The sequence below is a fragment of the Brevundimonas fluminis genome, from assembly GCF_003934285.1.
Classification (GTDB): domain Bacteria; phylum Pseudomonadota; class Alphaproteobacteria; order Caulobacterales; family Caulobacteraceae; genus Brevundimonas; species Brevundimonas fluminis.
The window spans coordinates 293,662-311,919 of record NZ_RQWJ01000002.1; the positions used below are offsets into that span (position 1 = coordinate 293,662).

At 71.3% G+C, this 18,258-nt stretch carries 16 protein-coding genes; 7 read left to right on the forward strand and 9 right to left on the reverse strand.

Going from position 1 to position 18,258, the window contains the following annotated elements; all coding sequences use genetic code 11:
* Window positions 1-5: 5 nt before the first annotated feature.
* The gene (locus EFJ44_RS01980) at window positions 6-473 is read left to right on the forward strand and encodes a hypothetical protein (RefSeq protein WP_125255508.1); all 468 of its coding nucleotides are present in this window, start codon (window positions 6-8) and stop codon (window positions 471-473) included.
* Here the strand turns inward: EFJ44_RS01980 and EFJ44_RS01985 are convergent.
* From EFJ44_RS01985 to EFJ44_RS02000, 4 genes are all read right to left on the reverse strand, one after another.
* Window positions 470-1,132 (reverse strand): thioredoxin family protein, encoded by a 663-nt coding sequence (locus tag EFJ44_RS01985; RefSeq protein WP_125255509.1) that lies wholly within the window; start codon window positions 1,130-1,132, stop codon window positions 470-472. The two genes, EFJ44_RS01980 and EFJ44_RS01985, sit on opposite strands and share 4 nt — an antisense overlap.
* A 17-nt stretch (window positions 1,133-1,149) precedes the next feature.
* Window positions 1,150-3,273, reverse strand: a complete 2,124-nt coding sequence (locus EFJ44_RS01990) for a protein-disulfide reductase DsbD family protein (protein WP_338142270.1) — start codon at window positions 3,271-3,273, stop codon at window positions 1,150-1,152.
* A gap of 78 nt (window positions 3,274-3,351) precedes the next feature.
* Complete coding sequence (locus EFJ44_RS01995) at window positions 3,352-3,801, reverse strand: OmpA family protein (RefSeq protein WP_125255510.1); 450 nt, start codon at window positions 3,799-3,801, stop codon at window positions 3,352-3,354.
* A 126-nt stretch (window positions 3,802-3,927) separates the two neighbouring features.
* Window positions 3,928-4,251: a YMGG-like glycine zipper-containing protein gene (locus EFJ44_RS02000; RefSeq protein ID WP_125255511.1), complete on the reverse strand. Its 324-nt coding sequence runs from the start codon at window positions 4,249-4,251 to the stop codon at window positions 3,928-3,930.
* Window positions 4,252-4,419: 168 nt separating this feature from the next.
* Between EFJ44_RS02000 and EFJ44_RS02005 the strand changes: the two genes are divergently transcribed.
* The 4 genes from EFJ44_RS02005 to EFJ44_RS02020 are packed head-to-tail and all read left to right on the forward strand — an operon-like array spanning window position 4,420 to window position 8,929.
* Window positions 4,420-4,785 carry a hypothetical protein gene (locus EFJ44_RS02005; protein ID WP_241209641.1) on the forward strand — a complete coding sequence of 122 codons (366 nt, stop codon included), beginning with the start codon at window positions 4,420-4,422 and terminating at the stop codon, window positions 4,783-4,785.
* A 39-nt stretch (window positions 4,786-4,824) separates the two neighbouring features.
* Window positions 4,825-5,769, forward strand: a complete 945-nt coding sequence (locus EFJ44_RS02010; RefSeq protein WP_125255512.1) for a diacylglycerol/lipid kinase family protein — start codon at window positions 4,825-4,827, stop codon at window positions 5,767-5,769.
* Window positions 5,766-6,617 (forward strand): metallophosphoesterase family protein, encoded by an 852-nt coding sequence (locus EFJ44_RS02015; RefSeq protein WP_125255513.1) that lies wholly within the window; start codon window positions 5,766-5,768, stop codon window positions 6,615-6,617. The genes EFJ44_RS02010 and EFJ44_RS02015 overlap by 4 nt, the downstream gene beginning before the upstream one ends.
* A 32-nt stretch (window positions 6,618-6,649) precedes the next feature.
* Complete coding sequence (locus tag EFJ44_RS02020) at window positions 6,650-8,929, forward strand: NADP-dependent malic enzyme (RefSeq protein ID WP_125255514.1); 2,280 nt, start codon at window positions 6,650-6,652, stop codon at window positions 8,927-8,929.
* A 19-nt stretch (window positions 8,930-8,948) separates the two neighbouring features.
* Here the strand turns inward: EFJ44_RS02020 and EFJ44_RS02025 are convergent, their stop codons facing one another.
* The 5 genes from EFJ44_RS02025 to EFJ44_RS02045 all read right to left on the reverse strand — a co-directional run bounded on the left by EFJ44_RS02025 (window position 8,949) and on the right by EFJ44_RS02045 (window position 14,837).
* A complete protein-coding gene (locus EFJ44_RS02025; RefSeq protein WP_125255515.1) occupies window positions 8,949-10,685 on the reverse strand; it encodes an AmpG family muropeptide MFS transporter in 1,737 nt (578 codons plus the stop codon).
* Between the two features lie 37 nt (window positions 10,686-10,722).
* Complete coding sequence (locus tag EFJ44_RS02030; protein WP_338142271.1) at window positions 10,723-12,252, reverse strand: response regulator; 1,530 nt, start codon at window positions 12,250-12,252, stop codon at window positions 10,723-10,725.
* 27 nt (window positions 12,253-12,279) lie between these two features.
* Entirely contained in the window at window positions 12,280-13,488 is a 1,209-nt protein-coding gene (locus tag EFJ44_RS02035) for an FG-GAP repeat domain-containing protein (protein WP_125255517.1), read from the reverse strand.
* 69 nt (window positions 13,489-13,557) lie between these two features.
* Entirely contained in the window at window positions 13,558-14,370 is an 813-nt protein-coding gene (locus EFJ44_RS02040) for an SDR family NAD(P)-dependent oxidoreductase (protein ID WP_241209643.1), read from the reverse strand.
* Window positions 14,367-14,837 (reverse strand): Rrf2 family transcriptional regulator, encoded by a 471-nt coding sequence (locus EFJ44_RS02045; RefSeq protein ID WP_125255518.1) that lies wholly within the window; start codon window positions 14,835-14,837, stop codon window positions 14,367-14,369. The genes EFJ44_RS02040 and EFJ44_RS02045 overlap by 4 nt, the downstream gene beginning before the upstream one ends.
* Before the next feature lie 168 nt (window positions 14,838-15,005).
* On the opposite strand from EFJ44_RS02045, the gene EFJ44_RS02050 reads away from it, so the two are divergent.
* The gene (locus tag EFJ44_RS02050) at window positions 15,006-16,961 is read left to right on the forward strand and encodes a potassium transporter Kup (protein ID WP_125255519.1); all 1,956 of its coding nucleotides are present in this window, start codon (window positions 15,006-15,008) and stop codon (window positions 16,959-16,961) included.
* Window positions 16,958-18,241, forward strand: a complete 1,284-nt coding sequence (locus EFJ44_RS02055) for an RsmB/NOP family class I SAM-dependent RNA methyltransferase (protein ID WP_125255520.1) — start codon at window positions 16,958-16,960, stop codon at window positions 18,239-18,241. Before EFJ44_RS02050 ends, EFJ44_RS02055 begins: the two co-directional genes overlap by 4 nt.
* Window positions 18,242-18,258 lie beyond the last annotated feature (17 nt).

An 18,258-nucleotide genomic window follows, 5' to 3' on the forward strand; every position in this document is an offset into this window, starting at 1 on the left:
CCGCCATGTCCTGCGGTCTGGCCCTCGCCGTCGCCCTGTCCCTGACCGATCCCGCCGTCGCCACGGCCGCCGCCCGGCCGGCGTGGACGCCGGGCGACCCCGTGACCGTCGCCGAAGAGCCGCTGTTCCTCGACATCGTCGCCCGGGCCGGCAAGCTGAAGACCACGGCCGAGGGCTGGGCCGCGATGGATCTCGTCGCCGTGCTGGGCGGCCCGGACTGGACCGCGTTCAAGGCCGACGCCCTGGCGCTGGCCGAGCGCGACATGCAGGGGCATCTGGTGCTGAAGGAACGCGGCGTCGACGGCGACCTGAAATGCATCCTGCGCGGCATTTCCGAGGACATCCCCGTCCGCCTGACCGCGCTGGAAAGCGCCGCGACCCCGGAAGAGCGCGCCTCCGCCCTGTCGGAACTGGTTCACCTGTTCGACGACAACGTGGCGGTGATCACCGCCCCGCCGCAGCCGGAAGTCTAGGCCTCGGCCTCCACCGTCTCCGGATACTTGATCGAGCAGCCGTAGGGCTGGGCGAAGGGCGTCGCGACGGGGCGGCCGGCCTCGAGGTCCGTCAGGGCCGCGCGGACGAAGTTGTTGGCGCCTTGCAGATCCTCGACCTTGTTGGTCGGGCGGTCGTCGATGCCGCCGACGTAGACCAGACGCCCCTCCGGATCGATGATCCGCATGTTCGGCGTGGTCTTCGCGTCGTAAAGCTTGCCGACCTGACCGGTCGGATCGAGCAGCAGATGGGTCCACGCGCCGTCGTGCTTCGCCTTGAAGGCCCGGGCGGCCTCGCCTTCGACGAAGCCCTGCGTCCCCGGCGCCGAGGAGATGATCGTCAGCCAGATGACGCCGTCGGCCGTCGCTTCGCGCTGCAGCGCCTGCATGGCGCCCGCCGAATAGTGCTTCTGGACATAGGGGCAGCCTTCGTTCGTCCACTCGATCACGACGGTCTTGCCGCGGAAGTCGGCCAGGCTGCGCTGGACGCCGTCGGAATCGACCAGGGTGAAGACCGGGGCCGCGGGCAGGGCCGCGGTCGAGGCGGCCGCCGTCTCCGTCTTCGGCTCGGGCGTCTCCGACGCGGGCGAACAGGCGACGAGGGCCAGGACGGCGGCGCAGGCGAGGGTCACGCGGATCATCGGGCGTCTCCTTGGGGTCAGCGGGCGGAAGTCTCCTGAAGGGCGCGGACGACCGTGCCCTCGGTCAGCAGTTGCGGCAGGATGCGGGGCTCGCCGCCCCCGGCCGGATAGAGCAGATACAGGGGAACGCCCGAGCGGCCGTGGCGGGCCAGCTCGGCGGCGATGACGTCGTCGCGCCGCGTCCAGTCGCCGACCAGATAGACCGCGTCCGCCGCCTCCAGCGCCTGCGCCACGCGCCCGGACGTCAGGGCGGCGCGCTCGTTGATCTTGCAGGTCACGCACCAGTCGGCCGTGAAGTTGACCAGCACGGTCCGGCCCTCGGCGCGCGCCGCGGCGACGGCGTCGGCGGACCAGGGCCGCGACGACAACACGGAGGCGGACGTGGCTCCTTCCGCCCCGGTGGCCGGCGCGGGCAGCATCGCCGACGTTCCGGCCAGACCGCCGCCGCCAAGCAGGGCGAGGGTCGCGGCGACGGCGCTCAGGATGGCGGGCCGCCCCTCCGTCCGCGCCGCCTGGTTCACACCCGCCAGCCACAGGCCGAAGGCGACCATGAGGGCGGCGGCGAACAGCAGCGCCAGGGCTTCGGCCCCCGCCTGACGGCTGAACACCCAGGCCAGCCACAGGGCCGTGCCGTACATGGGGAAGGCCAGCACGCCCTTCAGCCGTTGCATCCAGGGCCCCGGCCGCGGCAGCCGGCGCAAGACGGCCGGGCTGAAGCTGACGGCGACGTAGGGCAGGGCCAGTCCGAGGCCCAGCATGGCGAAGACCAGCAGGGCGACGGGCCACGGCATGACGAGCGCGGCGCCCAGCGCCAGGGCCATGAAGGGCGCGGTGCAGGGCGCGGCCACGACCACGGCCAGCACCCCGGTGAAGAAGGCGCCGACCCCGCCCGGCAGGCGCGACAGCGGGCCCGATCCGGCGGCCGCCTGCAGCCCCGCGCCGACGTGATAGACGCCCGACAGGTTCAGCCCCACCGCCAGCATCAGCAGGCTCAGGCCGGCCATGACGCCCGGCGACTGCAGCTGGAAGCCCCAGCCGACCGCCTGTCCCGCCGCCCGCAGCGCCAAGAGCGCCCCGCCCAGCGCGACGAAGGCGACCAGCACCCCGGCGAGGAAGGCCAATCCGTCGCGCCGGGCGCGCGGGGCGTCGTGCGCGGCCGAGGCCAGCGAGGCGGCCTTCATCGCCAGAATCGGAAAGACGCAGGGCATCAGGTTCAGAATCAGCCCGCCGATCAGGGCCAACCCCAGCGCGGTCACCACGCCCACGGCCGCGCCGCCGCCCGGCCCCACCTCCTCCGCCAACGCCCCGCCGCCCGAAGTTCCGGGCAGGAGCTCGCCGGGCTGGGCCGTGATCTCGAAGGCGCCGCGGTCGGTGTCGAGCACGCCCGCCAACGGTCGCGCCTCGGTTCCGAAGCCCCGCCCCGGGGTCAGCGTCAACGTCAGGCCGTTCGGACCGCGGGTTCCGGTCTGCGCCGCCGCATGGTCCAGCAGCCCGCCCTCGAACGGGAAGAAATAGCCCCGGGTGACGCCCTCCAGCTCCGTGCCGGCGGCGGTCAGCACGGGCCGGCCGTCGTCGCCGAGGGTGATCCGCGCCGCGATCGGCGCGGGGCGAGGACTGGTCTCCAGCACCCGGCGGATGGCCCCGGCGTGTTCCGTGTCGGTCGCGGCGCCCGGCGCCACGGGCAGCGCCAGCGACAGCTCCAGTTCGTCCGGGACGCACATCTCTGCGCTGCAGACGAGGAAAAGGGCGGTGACGGTGAAGGTCTGTCGGGATCCCGGCGCGGCGTCGGCGGGGACCTGGACGGGCACGGGCAGGTAGACGACGCCGGAATAGCCGTAGTTCATCAGCTCGCCGAGGCGTTGCCGCTCCGGCAGGGGCCAGACGATCCCGCCGGCGGAAAAGCCGCGGGGGAGGCGCCAGTCCAGCGTCGTCGCCCCGCCCGAGTCGCCGGGATTGCGCCAGTAGGTGTGCCAGCCCGGCTCGATGTCCTGCCGCACCGCCAGCATCAGGGTCGACCCCGGCGTCGCCCACGCCGACATCGAGACCAGCTCGGCCTCGATCCGCTCGGTGGACTTCGGCTGGGCCGCCGCCAGCGTCGGCCACAGCAGGATGGCCAGGATCAGGGCGAGCAGGCGGCGCAAGCGGACCTCCGGAGGGTTCGCCTCCGTCCTACCGGTCCCGGGGCCCGGGTCCAAGCGGCGGCGACGCCGCAGCCGCCGTCAGCGGGGCCGAGCCTCGATGAAGACCTGGGTGCGGCGGCGCAAAGGCTCCATCGTGCCGTCGGGCGTGACGGCGCCCGCGTCGCCGGCGGCGTCCAGCTGAAACGCCGGGGCGGGCCAGCCCTTGCGCCCGAACTCCGCCGCGACGGTCTGCGCCCGGCGCTGGGAAAGGCTCAGGTTCGCCTCCGGCGTGCCGGTCGCGGACGCCAGGCCGATGACGGTCACCCTGGTGATGTCGCAGGCGGCCATCTGGTCGGCGACGAGGTCGATGGCCTGACGCGCGGGTTGCGTCAGCTGGGCGGCGCTCTCGGCGAAATAGACCTCGAAGCTGCGGTTCCCGCAGGTCGAGGGCTCGACCACCAGCTGGTCGCGGGTCATGGGTCCCGAGGCGCACGCGGCCAGCGTCGCGGCGGTCAGCGCGAGGATCGAAAGCGGTCTGGATGCGGTCATGACGTCCCCCTTGTCTTTCGAGGTAACGTCGATTCGCCGGCGCGGTTGCCGCCAAAGCTTCGCCATATGCGAAAACGCCCGCCCCTCTTGCGAGGGACGGGCGAGATCTTCAGCCGTGTCCGCGGCTTAGCGGTAGCGGCGGCCGTCCGGATAGTAGCAGTCGCCTTCCGGATAGCAGTAGATGCCGCGCGCCTGGTCGTAGCGCTGGTTGGCGCGGTCCTGCTGCGAGCCGCGGATGGCGCCGGCGGCGCCGCCCACGACGGCGCCGATGGCCGCGCCGCGACCGGCGTTGCCGTCGCCGATGTTGTTGCCGATGACCGCGCCGGCCACGGCGCCGATGCCGGCGCCGATGGCGCCCTGACGCACGGTTTCATTCGAGCCGTAGGGGTCGCTGGCGCAAGCGGCGGTCAGCAGGCCGGCTCCGGCGATGGCGATGAGAGCCTTTTTCATGTTGGTTTCGTCCTCTGGAAGAATCTCTGGTTCGCCCCGGGGGTGAGAACGCTGGACCGACTTGGCGGTTCCGCGATTAGGCTTGACCTTAAGGCCCGGGTTATAAGGTTAACGTCCGGAAGCGGACAGGACCGGGGTGGGCCGGGAACAAGGTTGGGGGTTTGTTGAATGATGCGTTTTCCTGAGATCGCGCGGATGGCGGACGACGGCGCGGGCCCGGTGTGGGCGTCCAAGCGTCGCCGAGGCGGCAATCCGGTCGTCGGATTCATCGTCGGGCTGCTGGCGCTGTTCGGCGTGGTGATGCTGGTCCTGTCGATCATGGACCGCTCGGTGGCCGAGGCCGGGGCACGGATGGACGGCTGGATCGCCACGGCGTGGAACACCGTCAGCGGCAAGACCGAGGAGGCCGTGGACGCCGTTCCGGTCGTGGCCGGACAGGCCGTCGACGAGACCGGCAAGGCCGCGGAGAAGACCGGCGACGCCTTGGAAGCCGGCGCGGCCAAGACCGCAGAAGAGCTGAAGAAGGCCGCCTGATCCGCCGGAACGCCCCGCCGCGCGGGACGTTCGGCAGGCATGAGCGAAACCTTTGCCGTGGATCCCGCATCCGGTGAGCCGGAGGCGCGGGAGCTGACCCCGCACGTCCCCCTCGGTCGTGTGCGGATGATCGTCAACCCGGCGTCGGGGAGCGTCGACGCCGGGGCGGCCGAGGCCGCGCGCGGGATTCTGGCGGAGTACCCGCTCGACGACGCCGAGGTGATCGAGCTGCAGGCCGGCGCCTTCGCCGAGGGGATCGCCGAGGCGCTGGACGCCGGGCCGGACCTGCTGATCATCCTCGCCGGAGACGGCACGGCGGGCACCATCGCGTCGTCGACGGGCGACGACGGACCCATGATCGCGCCCCTTCCCGGCGGGACCATGAACATGCTGCCGAAGGCGCTTTACGACACCACCGACTGGCGCAAGGCGCTGCGCGAGACGCTGGAGCGGGGCGAAATCCGCCTCGTCTCGGGCGGCGAGGTGGAGGGGCGGGCCTTCTTCTGCGCCGCCATCTTCGGGGCGCCCGCGCTGTGGGCGCCCGCGCGCGAGGCGGTGCGCGAAGGGGACTGGCGGCTGGCCTGGCTTCATGGGCGGCGTGCGCTGCGCCGCGCCTTCGGCGGCCGGCTGCGCTACCAGCTGGACGGTGGCCCGGTGCGTCGCGCGGAGGCGGTGGCCCTGATCACGCCGCTGATCTCGAAGGTGATGGACGTGGACAAGGGGCTGGAGGCCGCGGCGATGAGCCCGGCGGGTGCGGCGGACGCCTTCCGGCTGGCCGCGCACGCCCTGTTCGACGACTGGCGGCACGACCCGGCGGTCCTGACCCAGACCGTTCGCAAGGTGACGATGCGGGCCCGGTCGCGCATCCCGGCGGTGGTCGACGGAGAGCCGATGCGGCTGGACGCCGAGGCGATCGCGACCTTTCGCCCTCGCGCGTTCAAGGCCTTGGCGCCCCGCCTCGACCACGCGGGGATAGAGGCGTGAGCGGACGCCTCGTCCAGGTCTCCGACGTTCACTTCGGGCGCGAGAACGCCGCCGCCGCCGAGGCGGCGATGGAGCTCACCCACACGCTGAAGCCCGACCTGACGCTGGTCACCGGCGACGTCACCCAGTCCGGGCAGCCGGAGGAGTTCGAGGCCGCCTCACGCTGGATCGACAGGCTCGCCAATCCGACCTTCGTCGTGGTGGGCAACCACGACGTGCCCTATTTCAACGTCTGGCACCGGCTGTTCTCGCCGTGGAAGGCGTTCGAAACCGTCATCGGTCATCCGGCGCACGACCACCAGTTCGTCGGCGATCGCGTCATGGTGCGCGGCGTCACCACCGCGCGCGGCTGGCAGGCCCGCCTGAACTGGTCCAAGGGCGTGATCGACCTGGACCAGACGCGCCGCGCGGCTCAGGCGCTGGAGGCGGCGCCCGCGGGCACGCTGCGGGTGCTCGCCTGCCACCATCCGCTCATCGAGATGATCGGCACCCCGGTCAGCGGCGACGTGAAGCGGGGCGAGGCCGCGGCGATGATCTTCGCCGAGGCCGGGGTCGACCTGATCCTTACGGGCCACGTGCATGTGCCGTTCGCCACGCCCATCCCGCTGGCGGACCACTGCTCCTACGCCGTCGGGTGCGGCACCCTGTCGGACCGCATCCGCGGCACGCCGGCGAGCTTCAACCTGATCGACTGGGACGACCGCGAGATCACGGTGACCGTCATGGCCTGGATGGGCGACAGGTTCGAGAAGAACCAGGTCTGGCGCCTGCCGCGTCGTGGCGGCCCGGCGGTCGTCCCGGCGGCGGCGGCGGGATCGCCTGTTCCAACCGGCGAGCCGACGCTCTAGGGTTCGCGCGCTTTCCACCCCGCGCGAGTCCCATGCCCGACCAGACCGACAAACAGACCTTCTCCGACGACGAGGCGCTGGAGTTCCACCGCGTCCCGACCCCGGGCAAGATCTCCATGGCCCCCACCAAGCCGATGGCGACCCAGCGCGACCTGTCGCTGGCCTATTCGCCGGGTGTGGCCGTGCCCGTGCTGGCGATCGCCGGGGACGTGGACAAGGCCTACGACTACACGGCCAAGGGCAACATGGTGGCCGTCATCTCGAACGGGACGGCCATCCTGGGCCTCGGCAACCTGGGCCACATGGCGTCCAAGCCGGTGATGGAGGGCAAGTCCGTCCTGTTCAAACGCTTCGCCGACGTCGACAGCTTCGACGTCGAGGTGAAGACCACCGACCCGGACGAGTTCGTCACGGTGGTCAAGAACATCGGCGACACCTGGGGCGGCATCAATCTGGAGGACATCAAGTCTCCGGAATGCTTCGAGATCGAGACCCAGCTTCAGGACCTGCTGGACATCCCCGTCTTCCACGACGACCAGCACGGCACCGCCATCATCTCCACCGCCGGCCTGATCAACGCCTGCCACATCGCCGGCAAGAAGCTGGAAGACGTAAAGGTCGTGCTGGTGGGCGCCGGGGCCGCGGGTCTGTCGTCGATCGGCCTGATGAAGGCCGCCGGCGTGAAGGCCGAGAACACCGTGATCCTCGACCGCGACGGCGTGGTCTGGAAGGGCCGCCCGAACGTCGACCAGTGGAAGGCCGCGCACGCCACCGACACGCCGCACCGCACGCTGGAAGAGGCCATGGTCGGCGCCGACGTGGTCCTGGGCCTCGCCGCCAAGGGCGCGATCACCAAGGAGATGGTGGCGTCCATGGCGCCCAATCCGATCATCTTCGCCATGGCCAATCCCGACCCGGAGATCACGCCGGAAGACGTGATGTCGGTCCGGTCGGACGCCATCATCGCCACGGGCCGGTCGGACTATCCGAACCAGGTCAACAACGTGCTGGGCTTCCCCTACATCTTCCGCGGCGCGCTGGACGTGCGGGCGCGTCAGGTGAACCACGAGATGAAGGTGGCCTGCGCCCACGCCCTGGCGGCGCTGGCGCGCGAGGACGTGCCGGACGAGGTCGCCGCCGCCTATCGCGGGCGCAAGCTCAAGTTCGGGCCGGACTACATCATCCCCTCGCCGTTCGATCCGCGCCTGATCTGGTACATCCCGCCGTTCGTGGCGCAGGCCGCGATGGACACGGGCGTGGCGCGCAAGCCCATCCCCGACATGGACGCCTATCGCGCCCGGCTGCGCGAGCGGGTCGATCCGTCCGCCGCCCTGATGCAGAAGATCAGCTCGGCCGTCCGCGGCGCGCCGAACAAGCGGGTGGTCTTCGCCGAGGGCGAGGAGGCGTCGGTCATCCGCGCCGCCTGGCAGTTCAAACAGGCCGAACTCGGCACGCCGATCCTGATCGGGCGCGAGGATCTGGTGCGCCAGAACGCGGCCGAGGCGGGTCTGAACTTCGACGACCTGGGCATCGAGATCGTCAACGCCCGGGTCTCGCACCGCAACGCGGAGTACGTCGACTTTCTGTACGGCAAACTGCAACGCCGCGGCTGGCTGCGTCGGGACGTGCAGCGCATGGTCAATCAGGACCGCAACTATTTCGGCGCCGCCATGCTGGCCAAGGGCGAGGCCGACTGCATGGTCACCGGCGTCACCCGCAATTTCAACATGGCGATGCGCGAGGTCGGCCGCGTGCTGGACGTGCGCGGCACGCTGATCGGTCTGTCGATCGTGCTGGCTAGGGGGCGGACCCTGTTCATCGCCGACACCACGGTGCACGAACTGCCCGACGCCGAGGATCTGGCCGACATCGCCGTGCAGGCGGCCTCGACGGTGCGCCGCCTGGGCCGCACCCCGCGCGTGGCCTTCATGAGCTATTCGACCTTCGGCAATCCGCCGGGCGACCGGGGCGAGAAGGTGCGAGAGGCGATCCGCATCCTCGACCGCCGCGGCGTCGACTTCGAATACGAGGGCGAAATGCCGCCCGAGCTGGCGCTGGATCCGGAGGCGCGGGCCAACTACCCCTTCATGCGGCTGTCCAAGGACGCCAACGTCCTGATCATGCCGGCCGTCCACTCCGCCTCGATCTCGACCAAGCTGGTCCAGGCGCTGGGGGGCGCGACCGTGATCGGCCCGCTGCTGGTGGGGCTGGAGAAGTCGGTGCAGATCGTCAGCCTGGGCGCCTCGGTCAGCGAGATCATCACCGCGGCCACCTTCGCGGCCTACGAAGAGGGCGTGATCGAGGAAGGGTGAGGCCCTTCCTCGTTTCACCTCACGACGGCTGGGCCCCGGCCTTCTCTTCCTCCGCGCGGCCGGCGGCTTCGGCCATGACGGCGGGCTGGCGCTTCGCGACGTAGAAGGCCAGCAGGATGGCGAAGACGCCGATCACCGTCGAATAGAGGAAGAAGGTGAAGTAGCCGGCCCCGAGGCCCTGCACGGTGGTTCCGCTCTTGGCCGCGCCTTCGACCAGAGAGCCCTCTGGCAGGGCGGTGAAGAGGCCCTTGAACGCCGCCTGGGGCCCACCCGCGTCCGCCGACCGGGCCGAGGCCTCGATGATCTTTCCGGACTGGGTGGCGATGATCTTGCCGGGCAGAGCGTACAGCGAGCTGAACAGCGCGTACTGCGTCGCGGTGAAGCCGATCGAGGTCAGGCTGGACATGTAGGCAATCAGCGCGGTGCCGGCGATGCCGGTCGCCACGTTGTCGATGCCGATGGCGACGAACAGCGCCGACAGGTCGTGCCCCTGCGTCGCCAGCCAGGCGAAGATCAGGTTCGAGACCGGGCTCATGAAGGCGCCGATCACCATGGTCCGGATCAGGCCGAGCTGCGCGACCATCCATCCGCCGATGACGACGCCGATGGAGGTCATGACCACGCCGAACACCTTCCGCACCTCGGCGATCTCGATGAGGCTGAAGCCGAGGTCGATGTAGAAGGGGTTCATGATGTTCAGCACGAAATCCGCCAGCCGGTAGAGGCAGATCAGGGCCAGGATCGGCAGGGCCAGCCGGCCGAAGCGCAGGAAGAAGTCCTTGAGCGGCTCGCCGAAAGATCCGGCCAGATAGGCGCCGGGGCGGGTCCGGAGGCCCGGAAGGGGCCAGCAGGCGGCGGTCAGGACGAGGAAGCCGCCGATCACGTAGCTGAACTGGATCAGCACGCCGGTGGCGTCGCCCAGCTTCAGGCCGGCCGCGACGGACGCCCGCGCCGACTCGTCCATCGCCCCGCCGAAGGCCCACACCAGGGCGTCAGGCTTGTCTGTCAGTCCGGTGCCGATGATCAGGGCGGCGACCGCGATGAGCGCGAGGCGCACGACCCATTCGACGACCTCGAAGCCGGGCCGGGAGGGCACGTCGCCCACGGGGATCGGGCGGATCACGTGCTGCTTCTCGCGGGGGGCCATCAGGACGCCCAGCACGCCGAAGCCCATCAGGGCGGCCATGACGGCGTAGGAGAGGTTCCAATTGTAGAGCTCCGCCAGCACAAGCGGCACGGCGCCGGCGATGATCTGGGCCACGCGCCAGCCCAGCTGATAGGCGGCCGCCATGGCCCCCTGACGGCTGTCGTCGGCCGCCTCGATGCGCCAGGCGTCTATCGCGATGTCCTGCGTCGCGCCGAAGAAGCCGACGATGACGGCGAACAGGGCGACCATGCCGAGGGCGCTCCGCGGGTCCGAGCCGGAGATCAGCCACAGCCCCAGGATCAGCACGGCCTGCGTCGCCAGCATCCACGAGCGGCGATGACCCAGCCACTTCGTCAGAACCGGAATGTTCGTCCGGTCCAGCAACGGCGCCCAGACGAATTTCAGCGCATAGGTCAGGGTGGCCAGGCCGAAAAAGCCGATGACCTCCAGCGAAACCCCGTCGTCGCGCAGCCAGGCCGACAAGGTGTCGAAGATCAGCAGGTTCGGCAGGCCCGAGGCGAAGCCGAGCAGCAGCATGACGAAGGTCCGCCGCTCGCCATAGACGGCAAGGCCCCCCAGGCCCCGGGCGGGTTTCGCGGCGTCGGTCATTCGGGCGTCCCTCTCCGTACGCCCCCCACGGCGTCGATCAGGCGACCTTGGCGCGGACTTCGCGGTTCGTCCAGCGGGCCAGGGCCGCGCGCAGCGTCCCGGGCTCCAGCGGCTTGGGCATCCAGTCGTCCATTCCCGCCTCCAGACAGGCGCGTCGGTCCTCCTCGAAGGCGTTGGCGGTCAGGGCGACGATGGGCGTGCGGTCGCCGCCGGCGCGGATGGCCCGCGTCGCGGTCGGCCCGTCCATGCCCGGCATCCGCATGTCCATGAAGACCAGATCGTAGCGGGCGCGCTTCAGCGCCTGAAGCGCCTCGTCGCCGCTGGCGGCCGTCTCGACCGTGCAGCCCTCGCGCTTCAGCAGGGTCTTCGCCAGCAGGGCGCCGACGGGATTGTCCTCGACCAGCAACACGCGCGCGGCGAAGGCGCGCGGCGGGGCCACCCGGTCGTCGTCGGGGACCACGGCCGCGGCCTGCGGTCCGCGCTTCAGGGCGGCCGTCACGCGCTCGGCCAGCGAGCCGCCGCGCAGCGGCTTGATCAGATAGCCGGCCCAGCCAGCGCCGCGATAGCGGGCGATCAGATCGCGGTCGGTCGGGCGCAGCAGGATCAGGGCGGGTCGATCCGGCCGCTCCGCCAGCGCGCGGCCGGTCGCCGCCGCCTCGGCGTGGTCGACGAGCAGCACGTCCGCCTGCTCGCCGATCAGGGCGCCGCAGGCCCGCGCCTGGGCCTCGGCCGCGCGACGCACGAACGGATCGGGGCTGCGCACGGCGACCGTCAGCCCGGCCAGGGGCGGGGCGGCGGCGATCTTGACCGGCGCGGCGTCGAACTCGGCGACGAAGATGAACCGGGCGCCCGGACCGTCGGGCCGGTCCTGCACGGCGACCGTGCCGCTCATGGCTTCGGCCAGCTTGCGCACCACCGCCAGCCCCAGCCCGGCGCCGTCGACGCGCACGGCGTCGCCGGCCTCGGCATGGCCGAATTCCTCGAAGATGCGGGCGCGGGCCGCCTTGGGCACGCCCGGGCCGGTGTCGTCGACCGTCAGGGTCAGCCGCGCCCGGCCGCCTGGCAGGGTCTTCGTCGTCGCCTTCACGGCCACGGCCCCCGCCCCGGTGAACTTCACGGCGTTGCCGGCCAGATTGAACAGCACCTGCCGCAGCCGGCCCTCGTCGGCGGACAGGCGCACGGCCGGCCCCTCTGACCAGCCGACGATCTCCAGCCCCTTGTCGTGGGCGCGCGGCGCCAGCAGCTCGACCACCTGACGCACGAGCGCCTCCGGATCGACGGGCGCGAGGTCGAACTCCAGCTTGCCGGCCTCCAGCCGGGCATAGTCCAGCAGGTCGTTGACCAGCCCCAGCAGGTGCTCCGCCGAGGCCCGCGCCGCCTCGGCATAGGCGCGCTGGGCGCCGTCGAGGCGGGTCCGCTGCAGCAGGCCCAGCATGCCGATCGCCCCGTTGAGGGGCGTCCGCATCTCGTGGCTCATCAGCCTCAGGAACTGACGCTCCGGAGAAAGCTCGACGGACGGGGCGTTACGCTTGCTTGGACGCGACATGGGGTCAGCCTGCCCCGGCATCCCTTGAGATCGGGCTTGCGAAGATGGCTAACGCTTCCCCAAGAAGAGCCGGTCGACGACGTCGGGCATGCCGCCGCCCGCCGCCTTCAGCCGGCCGACATACAGGTCCACGACGCCGTCGCCGTCGAAGTCCGCGACCTCCAGCGCCACGTTCGGGCCCGCGACCGGTTCGGCGAAATGACGGGCCGTGGCGTCGCTGAAGCGGCCCTCGCCGTCGTTCTCCCACACCGTGACGGGGCCCAGGTCCGCGCGGATCAGGTCGAGGTCGCCGTCGCCGTCCAGATCGACGAAGGCGGCGTCCACGGTGGTGCCCTGCTCGGTCGGGAGGGCGTCCGAGATGACGAACCGGCCCGTGCCGTCGTTCAGCGCCAGCCGATCCTGACCGGCACGGCCCTGCCAGGCCACGTGGGCGAAGAACAGGTCGAGGTCGCCGTCGCCGTCCACGTCGGCGGCCCGCACCTTGCGCGCCTCGACGTCGCCAGGATCGGGCAGGCGGTCGGACGCGTCGTCGAAATGCCCTCGTCCGTCGTTCAGCCACAGGCCCCAGCCGCCCTCCTGACCCAGCACGACGTCCAGATCGCCGTCGGCGTCCACGTCGACGACCTCGGCGTCCTGGGTGGTGCGGTCCTCCGCCGGCGCGCGGGTCGCGGTCTCGTCGGTGAAGTCGCCGTTGGCGTTGATCAGCACCCGGTCCTGACCGGCGCCCGCGAGGATGAGGTCGAGGTCTCCGTCCCCGTCGAGGTCGCCATGGGCGACGGCGTCGGCCTCCGTGTCGGGCAAGGCGAAGGCGCGGGCGTACCGCCCGTCCGCCGCGCGGTACCCTTCGTGCACCCCGCTCCGCCCGAACTTCACGTCGTCCTCCTGGACGATGATCAGGTCCAGCCGGCCGTCGCCGTCGAAATCGGCGATGGAGACGTCCTCGCTGTCGTGGCCGGCGCCGGGAAACTGCAGTTGCGGCGGGCCGCCGGCCATCTCCTCGGTCGTCAGGGGCTCGAACAGGTTCGAGGCGTCGACGAACCGGCCGCCCTCGTTCTTCAGAATCCGGTTCAGCCGGAACTCCTGCGGGAGGACCAGGTCGAGGTCGCCGTCGCCGTCCAGATCGGCGGAGCCCACGTCCATCGTCCAGTGACCGCCGAAAGCCGGCAACCGGTCGGTGGCGTCCTCGAAGCGGACGACCTGTGCGGCGGCGGGCGCGGCGAGCGCCAGCAAGGCGGCGGCGCATACGAGCGTCTTCATCAGTGCAATCCTCCCTTCCGGCACGCTATCCCAGCGCCGGCGCGGCGCACGTGAAGGATCGGTAAGGCGTCAGATCCGCTTCAGTCGCCTCGCATGGCCGCCGACCATGTTCAGCGCCCAGCGGTCGGGAAGGTGTTTCGCGAGCCCGGCCAGCACGTTGTTCATCAGGCCCGGCGTCGCCTGCGCCTTGTTGGACTCGCAGGCCTCGTATCCGACGCGCGCGACGTGCTCCGCCGTCTGCCACATCCAGGCGGGATAGGCCGAAGACACCTCCTGGCGGGTGCCGTTGACGTCGTGAAACTCGGTCAGCGTATAGCCGGGACACAGGGCGGTGACGTGGACGCCGGTTCCGCGCAACTCCAGATGCAGGCCCTGCGACGCCTTGATCAGGAAGCTCTTGATCGGCCCGTACAGGGTGTCGCCGCCGGTCGCCGGCATGCGCCCGGCCAGAGACGCCACGTTCAGGATGCGGCCGAAGCCGCGCCGAACCATGCCGGGCGCCAGCCGCCGGGCCAGTTCGACCGGCGCGCCCAGCATGACCTGCACCATGGCGCGGTGGTCGGCGGGATCGGTGTTCAGGAAACCGGAGGTACGGCTGAAGCCGGCGTTGTTGCACAGGCCGTCGACGTGCAGCCCGCGCCGCTCGATCTCCGCGACCAGCCGCGCGGGAGCCGCCGGGTCCGAGAGATCGTCGAGGAGCACGGCCACCGCCGCGCCGGTTCGTGCCAGCTCCTCCGCCAACGTCGTCAGCGGCCCCTCGCGCCGGGCCGTCAGGATCAGGTCCCAGCCGTGCCGGGCGTACTCGCGCGCCAGCGCCGCGCCGATTCCGGCCGAGGCGCCGGTGACCAGCGTCGTGGGCCGCACCTCCGACGGCAGGCTCACGCCGCGACGGGACAGGAGGAATGCGGGGCGAAGGGCCGCAGGCTCTCGGGGTCCTCGGCCAGGAGGTCGGCGATGGTGATCTTCGACAGCGCCTCTCCGGCCGCGACGTCGGCCGCGGTCAGGGCCTTGGCCACCTGCCGGGGGATGTGCTCGCCGACCGGGCAGCCCTTGGCCCCTGCGGGCGTCGAGCCCAGATGGGCGCAGCCGTTCACCGCGCGCAGCACCTCGTCCAGCGAGATGTCCTCGGGCCTGCGCAGCAGCCAGGCTCCGCCGGACGCACCGGGCCGCGTGGCGATCAGGCCGGCCTTGGCCAGAAGCGCGGTCACGCGACGGACGACCACCGGGTTGGTCGGCACGGACGCGGCCAGGACGGCGCTCGGCGCGGCCGCCTCCGGCCCATAGGCGCCCTTGTGGGCCAGATAGGCCAGGGCGTGCGCGGCGACGGGAAATCTCTGGCTGTCGGACATGGCGGCTCCAGCCCCTGATTTAGGAGGTCGGGCGACGAATCACAAACGGCGCAACCCTGGCCCGCGGCGGATCGTTCCGCGCCCGCGATTGATGCGCCGCGAGAAAGGGCGTAAGGCCCCGCGGCTTTCACGGACGGACCGCCTCCCCGCGGATCCCGGAGACACTGAATGGCTGGGGTCGAGCCCCGCGACGAGGCCCTTCCGCCCGCCGCTTCCACCACCACCGCCGCGCCGTCGGACCCCGGTCACGGGGACGGGCACGCGCGTTCCGGCAAGGCCGCCCTGGTCGTCGGCGCCATCGGCGTCGTCTTCGGCGACATCGGCACCAGCCCCTTCTACGCCATGCGCGAGGCCCTGGCCCACAGCCGCTCGGGCGGCCAGGCCGAACTGGCCGTGCTGGGCGTGGTGTCGCTGGTGTTCTGGGCCCTGATCCTGGTGGTGACGCTGAAGTACGTCGTCTTCCTGATGAAGGCCGACAACAAGGGCGAGGGCGGCACCCTGTCCCTGATGGCCCTCGCCCAGCACGCCGTCGGTCGGCGCAGCGCCCTCATCTTCATCCTCGGCGTCTGCGGCGCGGCCCTGTTCTACGGCGACGGCATCATCACGCCCGCCGTGTCGGTGATGGGTGCGGTCGAGGGCTTGAAGGACGCGCCCGGTCTGGGCGGGCGGGTGGACGCCTTCATCCTGCCGATCGCGGCGGGCATCCTGATCGGCCTGTTCCTGATCCAGTCGCGGGGCACGGCCAGCGTCGCCAAGTGGTTCGGGCCGCTGACGACGGTCTGGTTCCTCGTGCTGGGCGCGCTGGGCCTCTACCACATCTTCGACGACGTCTCGATCCTGCGGGCCCTGTCGCCGCATTACGGCGTGCTGTTCCTGATCGACAACGGCTTCCTGGGCTTCGTCATCCTGGGCAGCGTCTTCCTGGCCGTCACCGGCGCGGAGGCGCTGTATGCCGACATGGGCCATTTCGGAAAGGCGCCGATCCGTCAGGGCTGGCTGTTCTTCGTCCTGCCGTGTCTGACGCTGAACTACCTGGGTCAGGGCGGTCTGGTGCTGTCGGACCGGTCGGCCGCCGAGAATCCGTTCTGGATGATGGTGCCCGAGATGGCCTATTGGCCCGTCTTCGTCATCGCCACCATCGCCGCCATCATCGCCAGTCAGGCGGTGATCACGGGCGCCTTCTCCGTCACCCAGCAGGCGGTGCAGCTGGGCCTGCTGCCGCGCATCAGCATCCTCAACACCTCGGAAAGCCAGGCCGGCCAGATCTTCGTGCCGGCGGTCAACATCATGCTGATGGTCGGCGTCCTGTTCCTGCTGGCCATGTTCCAGACCTCGTCGAACCTCGCCGCCGCCTACGGCATCGCGGTGACCGGCTCGATGTTCGTCGACAGCCTGCTGGCCTGGTTCGTGGTCAGGAAGCTGTGGAAGTGGTCCCTGCCGCTGTCTCTGGTGGTGCTGACGCCGTTCGTGGCGCTGGATCTCGTGTTCCTGACCTCGAACCTTCTGAAGATTCCGCAGGGCGCGTGGTTCCCGCTGGTTCTGGGCGCCGGCCTGCTGATCCTGATGTGGACCTGGGTGCGCGGCACGCAGATACTGACCGCCAAGACGCGCAAGGACTCCCTGCCGCTGACCGATCTGATCGAGATGCTGCGGGCCCGACCGCCGCACCGCGCGCCGGGCACGGCCATCTTCCTGACCAGCGACCCCGACGTCGCGCCCGTGGCCCTGATGCACAACCTCAAGCACAACAAGGTGCTGCACGAGAAGAACGTGATCCTGACGGTGCGGACCACCGATCGGCCGCGCGTTCCCGAGGAACAGCGGATCAGGATCGAGCCCATCTCGGACGACTTCAAGAAGCTGACCATCAGTTACGGCTTCATGGAGCAGCCGCACGTGCCGCGCGCCCTTTCCGTGTGCCGCAAGCACGGGCTGAAGTTCGACATCATGTCGACGAGCTTCTTCCTCGGCCGCCGCTCTCTGGTGCCGTCGGCGCAGCAGGGCATGCCGCTGTGGCAGGACAAGCTGTACATTTTCCTGATGCGCAACGCCGCCAACCCGACCGACTTCTTCCACATCCCGCCCGGGCGCGTGGTCGAACTGGGCGCGCAGGTCTCGGTGTGAGCGAGGCCGAGCCCGGGATCGAGGCGCGCCGCGTCGCCGGCGCCCTCCTGGAAGGCGCCCTTTCGGGACGCGACGGACTCGCGGCGGTGCAGGCGGGCAAGCCGTTCAACGCCCTGCCGCCCCAGGACCGGGCCTTCGCCAGGGCCGTCGCCATGGGCGCCCTGCGGCGTCTGGGAGAGATCGACCGGGCCCTGGACGCCCGGCTCAAGACCGCGCCTCCCCAGCAGGTCCGAACCCTCCTGCGCGTCGCCCTGGCCCAGCGGCTGGCGCTGGACGTGCCCGCCTTCGCCACCGTCTCCACCGCCGTGAAGCTGGCCGAGCGCGAAGCCAAGACCCGACCCTACAAGGCTCTGGTCAACGCCGTGCTGCGCGGGCTGGAGCGTGACGGCCTGCCGGACGCCGACCCCGTGGCCAACCTGCCCGGCTGGTTGCAGGCCCGCTGGACGCAGGTCTGGGGCGTGGATGCGGTGATCGGAATCGCCCGAACCGCGCGCGAGGAGCCGGCGACCGACCTCAGCCTGAAGCCGGGCGTCGACGCCGCCGCACTGGCCGCCGCGCTGGACGGCGAGGTCTTGCCCGGCGGCTCGGTGCGCACGCGCCGCCGCGGCGACCTGACGACATGGCCCGGCTACGACGCCGGGGACTGGTGGGTGCAGGACGCGGCCGCCGCCGTGCCCGTCCGGGCGCTGGCCCCGCAAGCCGGCGAGAGCGTGCTGGACCTGTGCGCCGCGCCGGGCGGCAAGACGCTGCAACTGGCCGCCTCAGGGGCGTCGGTGGTCGCGCTGGACCGCAATGCCTCGCGCCTGAAGCGGGTGCACGAGAACCTGACCCGCACCGGTCTGACGGCCGAGGTCGTCGCCGCCGACGCCGCGGCGTGGGACGATCCGCGCACCTTCGACGCCGTGCTGCTGGACGCGCCCTGCACCGCCACGGGCACGCTTCGCCGCCATCCGGAGGCCCTGCACGCCGTGCGCCCCGCCGACGTGGCCAATCTGTCGGACGTGCAGCATCGCCTGCTGGACGCCGGCGCCGACCGGGTGAAGCCGGGCGGGCGGCTGGTCTACTGCGTCTGCTCGCTGGAGCGGGAAGAGGGCGAGGGCCAGGTCCCGGCCTTCCTGCGCCGCCGCCCCGACTTCCGCCTGACGCCCGTCGACCCCGCGGCCGTCGGCGCGCCGGACGACGCGCTCGGCGACCACGGCCTTCGCCTGCATCCCGGCCAGTGGCCTGAGCGCGGCGGCCTGGACGGCTTCTTCGTCGCCCGCTTCGACCGGATCGCCTGACGCGCTTGCCCCCGCCC

Coding starts and splice junctions, on each gene's coding strand:
- EFJ44_RS01980 (WP_125255508.1), top strand. CDS start 6: ATGTCCTGCGGTCTGGCCCTCGCCGTCGCCCTGTCCCTGACCGATCCC.
- EFJ44_RS01985 (WP_125255509.1), bottom strand. CDS start 1,132: ATGATCCGCGTGACCCTCGCCTGCGCCGCCGTCCTGGCCCTCGTCGCC.
- EFJ44_RS01995 (WP_125255510.1), bottom strand. CDS start 3,801: ATGACCGCATCCAGACCGCTTTCGATCCTCGCGCTGACCGCCGCGACG.
- EFJ44_RS02000 (WP_125255511.1), bottom strand. CDS start 4,251: ATGAAAAAGGCTCTCATCGCCATCGCCGGAGCCGGCCTGCTGACCGCC.
- EFJ44_RS02005 (WP_241209641.1), top strand. CDS start 4,420: ATGATGCGTTTTCCTGAGATCGCGCGGATGGCGGACGACGGCGCGGGC.
- EFJ44_RS02010 (WP_125255512.1), top strand. CDS start 4,825: ATGAGCGAAACCTTTGCCGTGGATCCCGCATCCGGTGAGCCGGAGGCG.
- EFJ44_RS02020 (WP_125255514.1), top strand. CDS start 6,650: ATGCCCGACCAGACCGACAAACAGACCTTCTCCGACGACGAGGCGCTG.
- EFJ44_RS02025 (WP_125255515.1), bottom strand. CDS start 10,685: ATGACCGACGCCGCGAAACCCGCCCGGGGCCTGGGGGGCCTTGCCGTC.
- EFJ44_RS02030 (WP_338142271.1), bottom strand. CDS start 12,252: ATGCCGGGGCAGGCTGACCCCATGTCGCGTCCAAGCAAGCGTAACGCC.
- EFJ44_RS02035 (WP_125255517.1), bottom strand. CDS start 13,488: ATGAAGACGCTCGTATGCGCCGCCGCCTTGCTGGCGCTCGCCGCGCCC.
- EFJ44_RS02045 (WP_125255518.1), bottom strand. CDS start 14,837: ATGTCCGACAGCCAGAGATTTCCCGTCGCCGCGCACGCCCTGGCCTAT.
- EFJ44_RS02050 (WP_125255519.1), top strand. CDS start 15,006: ATGGCTGGGGTCGAGCCCCGCGACGAGGCCCTTCCGCCCGCCGCTTCC.